Source organism: Streptomyces sp. NPDC005963 (genome assembly GCF_040638655.1).
Lineage (GTDB): Bacteria > Actinomycetota > Actinomycetes > Streptomycetales > Streptomycetaceae > Streptomyces.
Genome location: NZ_JBEXVD010000020.1, coordinates 145,859 through 151,858 on the forward strand (window position 1 = coordinate 145,859; position 6,000 = coordinate 151,858).

At 69.2% G+C, this 6,000-nt stretch carries 7 protein-coding genes; 5 read left to right on the forward strand and 2 right to left on the reverse strand.

The window, feature by feature from the left end:
- The first annotated feature begins 355 nt into the window (after positions 1 to 355).
- On the forward strand, positions 356 to 523 hold the full coding sequence (locus ABZ348_RS24405; RefSeq protein ID WP_358936403.1) for a hypothetical protein: 168 nt from the start codon (positions 356 to 358) through the stop codon (positions 521 to 523).
- A 90-nt stretch (positions 524 to 613) separates the two neighbouring features.
- Here the strand turns inward: ABZ348_RS24405 and ABZ348_RS24410 are convergent, their stop codons facing one another.
- Complete coding sequence (locus ABZ348_RS24410) at positions 614 to 1,195, reverse strand: TetR/AcrR family transcriptional regulator (protein ID WP_358936405.1); 582 nt, start codon at positions 1,193 to 1,195, stop codon at positions 614 to 616.
- Positions 1,196 to 1,271: 76 nt separating this feature from the next.
- On the opposite strand from ABZ348_RS24410, the gene ABZ348_RS24415 reads away from it, so the two are divergent.
- The 4 genes from ABZ348_RS24415 (at position 1,272) to ABZ348_RS24430 (ending at position 4,116) form a co-directional block, all read left to right on the forward strand.
- Positions 1,272 to 1,703 (forward strand): VOC family protein, encoded by a 432-nt coding sequence (locus ABZ348_RS24415; RefSeq protein ID WP_358936407.1) that lies wholly within the window; start codon positions 1,272 to 1,274, stop codon positions 1,701 to 1,703.
- Positions 1,704 to 1,805: 102 nt separating this feature from the next.
- Complete coding sequence (locus ABZ348_RS24420; RefSeq protein WP_358936409.1) at positions 1,806 to 2,486, forward strand: ABC transporter permease; 681 nt, start codon at positions 1,806 to 1,808, stop codon at positions 2,484 to 2,486.
- Entirely contained in the window at positions 2,483 to 3,154 is a 672-nt protein-coding gene (locus ABZ348_RS24425) for an ABC transporter permease (protein WP_358936411.1), read from the forward strand. Before ABZ348_RS24420 ends, ABZ348_RS24425 begins: the two co-directional genes overlap by 4 nt.
- Positions 3,151 to 4,116: an ABC transporter substrate-binding protein gene (locus tag ABZ348_RS24430; RefSeq protein ID WP_358936413.1), complete on the forward strand. Its 966-nt coding sequence runs from the start codon at positions 3,151 to 3,153 to the stop codon at positions 4,114 to 4,116. The genes ABZ348_RS24425 and ABZ348_RS24430 overlap by 4 nt, the downstream gene beginning before the upstream one ends.
- 98 nt (positions 4,117 to 4,214) lie before the next feature.
- Here ABZ348_RS24430 and ABZ348_RS24435 read toward each other — a convergent pair whose 3' ends face one another.
- Positions 4,215 to 5,603 carry a hypothetical protein gene (locus tag ABZ348_RS24435; protein ID WP_358936415.1) on the reverse strand — a complete coding sequence of 463 codons (1,389 nt, stop codon included), beginning with the start codon at positions 5,601 to 5,603 and terminating at the stop codon, positions 4,215 to 4,217.
- Positions 5,604 to 6,000: the final 397 nt, after the last annotated feature.

Sequence of the window (6,000 nt, forward strand, 5' to 3'; positions counted from 1 at the left end):
AGCGGAGGGCGACGGGCGGTGGAAGATCACCTCAGGCCATTGTTTCGCTGCTGGAAGGGGGGTGCCTAACAATGCGGAAACCGGTGGAATCACTGGTGAGAGGCACACCCCGGCCTCCCCGCACCGTTCGCGTCGCATCGGCGCACGGGTGCGGCGGCGGCTTTGTTCCACCTCTGAAGGAGATCGCATGAACCCTCTGCAGCACCGGCCGCGTGCTGCCGGGGGCGCGTGCGGAGCCACGGCCCGCGCCGTCGAATCGTCGACACGGCAGGGATCGGGGCGAAGGGACAGACACCGTTTCGGAGCGGGCGCGCCTCACCGCCACTGCACCAACGTGACTCAGGGAGACACGGATATGGACCACCGTCAGTCGTACACCCGGTCGAACAGCCAGCCGCGAGACCTTGCGCAGGGTCATCGCCCGCTTATCAACACCGCCGCCGCTTCCGACGACGAGTGGGACCCCGGATTCTCGGGTTCCAGCGGACAGCTCCGCTCGGCAGTGGTCAGCGTCTTCGTCTGAACGATCGTGTGACCGTTCCGTTCCGGGCGGGTCGGGTACCCGGAACAGAACGATCCGTTCGGTGCGAGCGAGTCGGTCGCACCGAACGGATCAGCGCGTTCGGAGCGCTTCCAAGATCCCCCTCAGCGCTGCCCCGGTGTCCGCCAGATCTCCGGGACGGCCCGATGAGGCGAGCCAGAGGGCCGCTTCGTTCATCGCTCCGGAGAGCAGATGGGCGAGGGGGGCGACCGGCTGGCGCGTGAGGATTCCGCGTTCGATCAGATCGGTCAGCGCCTCGGCCAGATGGCGCGCCGACGACCGTTCGTCGAGCGCCCGCCATGCGTTCCACCCCAGCACGGCAGGGCCGTCGATGAGCATGATCCGTTGCCGATCGGGGTCGGTGGCCGCGTTGATGAATTCCTGGCAGCCGGCGAGGAGCGCGGTCCAGGGGTCGTCCTCGGCATCCGCCGCCCGCGCCACCTGGTCCGCCACTTCCTCCTGGACCTCTTCCAGCACGGCCCGGAACAGCTCCGCCTTGCTGGAGAAGTGGTGGTAGAGCGCGCCCTTGGTGACCCCCGCCGACTGAACGATCTCCGTGAGCCCCACCGCCGCGTAACCCACCGTCGCGAACAGCCGGCGGCTCTCCTTGAGGAGGGTCGCGCGGGTCTGCTCCCGCTGCTGGGCCCTGGTCATGTGCCCCATGGTGCTCCCATCGTTTGACATACCGAAGGTACGTCAATACTGTATCTCGCATACCGATGGAATGTGAATGGAGGTACTCGCCATGCTGAGCAGCTTCTATCCGGTGATCGCCACGGACCGCCTCCGAGAGACGGTGGACTTCTACACCGGGCTGATGGGCTTCGAGGTCACCTTCGAAGCGGACTGGTACGTCAGCCTGCGCCGTCAGGACGACCTCCGCTACGAACTGGCGGTCCTCGACCACACCCACCCCACCATCCCGGAGGGCCACCGCAACAAGGTCCAGGGCCTTCTGCTGAACTTCGAGGTCGACGACGTCGACGCCGAATGGGAACGGCTCGTGGTCCGTGAGGGGCTCGCCCCCCGGCTGGCCATCCGCAGCGAAGAGTTCGGTCAGCGCCACTTCATCGTCTGCGACCCCAGCGGCGTACTGATCGACGTGATCACCGAGATCCCGCCGGCCGAGAACTATGCGCAGGGCTTTCTGCCCGCCACGTAAGCGCGACCCGAAAGCGCTTCGACCCGACCGCCCACACGGAACGCACACCCGAACGGGGCAGCACGACGCGCGCTCCCCGCCGCCCGGGGCTGCAATGGACGGGTGACCGCGCCCCCCGACGACTGTCTCGCGCGCAACGACTGGATCTGCGGCGAGTACCTCTCGACGCGCAGTCAGATCCTGTGGGACTCGGTGCAACAGCACCTCCAGCTCACGGCGGTCTCCGTACTGATCGCCCTCGCCCTCGCGGTCCCCCTGGCCCTCGCCGCCCGGCGCTGGAACTGGGCCGCCGGCCCGGTACTCGGCGTGACGACGATCCTCTACACGATCCCGTCACTCGCCATGTTCTCCCTGCTCCTGCCCGTCTACGGACTGTCCGCCTCCCTGGTCATCGCAGGGCTCGTGCTGTACTCGCTCACCCTGCTGGTGCGCAACATCCTCGCCGGGCTGCGCGCCGTCCCCGATGAAACGAGGCAAGCCGCACGCGGCATGGGCTATGGACCCGTACGACTGCTCCTCGCCGTCGAACTCCCCCTGGCACTGCCCGCCGCCATGGCCGGACTGCGCATCGCCACGGTCTCCGCGGTCTCCCTCGTCACGATCGGGGCCATCGTGGGACACGGCGGCCTCGGCAACCTCATCTACTCCGGAATGAACACCTACTTCAAAGCACAGGTCCTCACCGCATCCGTCCTCTGTGTGGTGATCGCCATCGTCGCGGATCTCCTGTTGCTGCTCATCCAGCGCTTCGCGACCCCCTGGACCCGGGCGGTGCAACCGTGAACACCATCGCCGACACCTGGGACTGGCTCACCACCGCCTCTCACTGGGCCGGGGACAACGGCATCGGGAACCGACTCCTCGAACACCTCTTCCTGACCGCCGTCTGCCTCGGACTGAGCTGTCTGATCGCCCTCCCCGTGGCCCTGGTCCTCGGCCATCTCGGCAAGGGCGGTGCCCTCGCTGTCAACATCTCCAACATCGGCCGTGCCGTCCCGACCTTCGCGGTCCTTGTCCTCCTGCTCCTGAGCCCGATCGGAAGCTACGGTTCCTGGCCGACGATCATCGCTCTGGTCCTCTTCGCCGTACCGCCCCTGCTCACCAACGCCTATGTGGGGATGCGCGGCGTCGACCAGGACGTCGTACGGGCCGCACGCGGGATGGGCATGACCGGCCGCCAGGTGCTGTGGGGAGTGGAAGTCCCGCTGGCCCTGCCGCTGGTGCTCACGGGCGTACGGATCGCGGCCGTGCAACTGGTTGCCACGGCGACCATCGCGGCACTCGCGGGCGGAGGGGGACTCGGACGGATCATCACCGCCGGGTTCAACCTCGCCTCCACCCCCATGGTGGTCGCAGGGGCGGTTCTGGTCGCACTCTTCGCCCTCGTCGTCGAGGGCGTCTGCGAGCTCGGCCAGCGGCTCTCGCCCTCCTGGGCCCGGGGCGGCACATGAAGCCCACCGGAGTGGCCGTCGTCCCCGTGCTGCTGGCCGTCCTCGTCGCGCTCGCCTCCTGCACGTCCGGCCCCTCTCTGGAACACCAGGGCGAAGTCACCGGATCACCCGGCGACAGCAAACAGTTGACGATCGGCTCGGCCGGCTTCACCGAGAGCGATCTGCTGGCCCAGATGTACGGGCTCCTGCTCCGACAAGCCGGCTACCGCACCGACATCCTCTCCGTCACCAACCGGGAGATCTACGAGCCCGCGCTGGAGAACGGCCAGATCGACGTCGTACCCGAGTACGCCGCGACCTTCGCGGACTGGCTGAACGCCAAGGTCAACGGGGAGAAGGCACCCCCGGTCGGCTCACCCGACCTCACCACCACCATGACCGCCCTGCGGCGGCTCGCCACCCCCCGGGGCCTTGAGGTCCTCGCCCCGGGCAGGGCCGTCGACCAGAACGCCTTCGCCGTGTCCAAGGCGTACGCCAAGAAGCACGGACTGAAGACGCTCAGCGATCTGGGCCGATCTAAACTGCCCGTACGCCTCGCAGCAGGCGACGAATGCGTCCAACGCCCCTACTGCGAACCGGGGCTCAGGAAGACGTACGGGATCGACATCACGGCCGTCGACCCCAAGGGCGTCGGAACCACCCAGGCCAAGCAGGCGGTCCAGAGCGGTCAGGACCAGATGGTGCTGACCACCACCACCGACGCGACCCTCAACGAGTTCGGCCTGGTGATCCTGGCCGACGACAAACACCTCCAGAACGCCGACTACATCGTGCCCGTGGTGAACCGGGCCCGAGCCGGCAGTACGGGGGTGACCGATGCGCTCGGCGCCGTGAACACCGTGCTGACCACCGCCGACCTCGCCTCCCTCAACGAACAGGTCGACAGTTGGCGTCGACTGCCCGAAGACGTGGCACGCACCTATCTGGAGTCCAAGGGGCTCCTACGCGGCAACGGGACCTGACGCACGGCGCCCGGACGGCACACCGAAGGACCGAGCCGGCGCACCGGCCACGCGGGGTCCCAGAGCACGAGAGCCCAGCACGATCCGAAGGACAGGCCCTACGCGGTCGACCCTGATTGCAGCTTCTCCAAACGCCGCTGGAGCACCCGCAGCGCACCTCGCTGACGCCCCGGCACCGCGCGGCGCAGGGCGACCAGCCGCGGAGCGAGCTCCCGAGCCCTCGCCGGATCCTCGATCTGCTCCCACTGGTGGTGGGCGCGGTCCACGGCACCTTCGACATCCGACTCGTCCGCCGCCTGCTGCCGCGCCAGCCGGGCGTCCGCCACCGTCATCCACAACTCGCAGCTGAGTCCGGGCCGCTGCGCCAGCCGGGCCAGATCCGCGCGGACCTCCAGCCAGTGGATGGCCTGGAGGGAGTGCGGTCCGTGCGTCCTGAGTTCCTGCTGCTCCCAGGCTGCTGCCGCAGCGGCAGCCTCACCGTGGCGCCCGGCCCGTGCGGCGGCGAGGATCGCCGGGTGGGGGTCGTGCGGCACCGAAGCCGCCGCTGTTCTCGGCAGTGGCGGCACACCACCGGCGCGCGGCGCTGCGGAGACCGTGCCGAAGGCCGTCGCGCCGGCGGGGGCAGCAGGGGCACCCGAGCCGTTCGCCGTGCCCTGAGCCCTCGTGCCCTGAGCCTTCGGGGCCGGCACCGCAGCGATCGGCAGGGCGACCGTGGGGATGTCGCGCCGTGCCGGCGGAGCCCCTGCCCCTTCCCGTGTCGCGGCGGGCGCCGACGCCACCTGACCGGGTGCCGACCCGACAGGGCGCGGGCCGTCGCCGGCCGGCTCGGCGCCGTCGGCCGAAGGAACGTGCGCCAACAGCAACGCGCCCTCCATCCCGGCCTGGATCGCCGCCTGTTCGTGCAAGGTGGCCAGATCCGGACGTGATCCGCCACGCCAGACCGATGCGTACGCCCCGAGATAGGTGGGCACTGCCTGCTCCCTGCGTGCGGACGGCGCGACCCTCCCGTACAGCCGAACGCCCGGACCCAGATCCACACCGGTGTCGGCGAGTCGCGCCCAGGCGTCGGTATCAGCGACCAGATCGACGATGACCGTGGTGGTGCCCCGGGGCCTTCCCGTCAGTTCGGCCGCGAGCCAGTGCCAGGGCAGCCCCGTGTACCGCAAGGTCGAAGGAGCGCTACGGGCGAGCGCGAGATGCGGCAGCCGTTGCTTGCGGTCGAGTTGCAACTGTCCGGCGATGTAGAGGAAGAGGGGTCCGTCGGTGGCGGCAACCGCGCGGACGCGGGTCAACACGGTCTGTGGATCGAGCGGATCCGCCAGCTCGATCACCGTGGCGACCCGCGTACCCGTCAGAGCGCTCGGAGGAACGGCGGCCAACGCGGGCAGTACCGAACTCGCGTCCACCAGACGCCCCTTGCCCACCGGCGCGGCAGCGATCAGCAGCGCTGTTCCCAGCGTCCCCGTGTTTCCTCCCGTGATCAGCACACCTGCACCGTATCCGACCCGCAGCGCCCCGACGGCCCCGTACCAGGTCCCGGCAGCCTTTCGTGCGACTTCTCCCAACTGCCCCTGGAGAACGGCGCCTTTACCCCGCGCCATGCCCAGGACCCGACCGGACCACCGCGCTCTGTGGCACCCGGCACCGGGCGTGGCCTCATCGACCGCGCGAATCCGCCCCAGGCTGCGCAAGCCCGCCGTGGTGCATCGGTAGCGGCGCGCCGCCGTTCCGTTTCCCGCCGCTCGGGCCGAGCGGATTTCCGGGGCCGCGCCCAGGGCGGACACCCCCTCTAGTGTGATGCGCCTGAAATCCCCAGTGTTAGTCGGTACCTTGATGATATGGCGCATCCGGGTCCTTCTGCAGTGGAGATCGTGCTGTTTGATG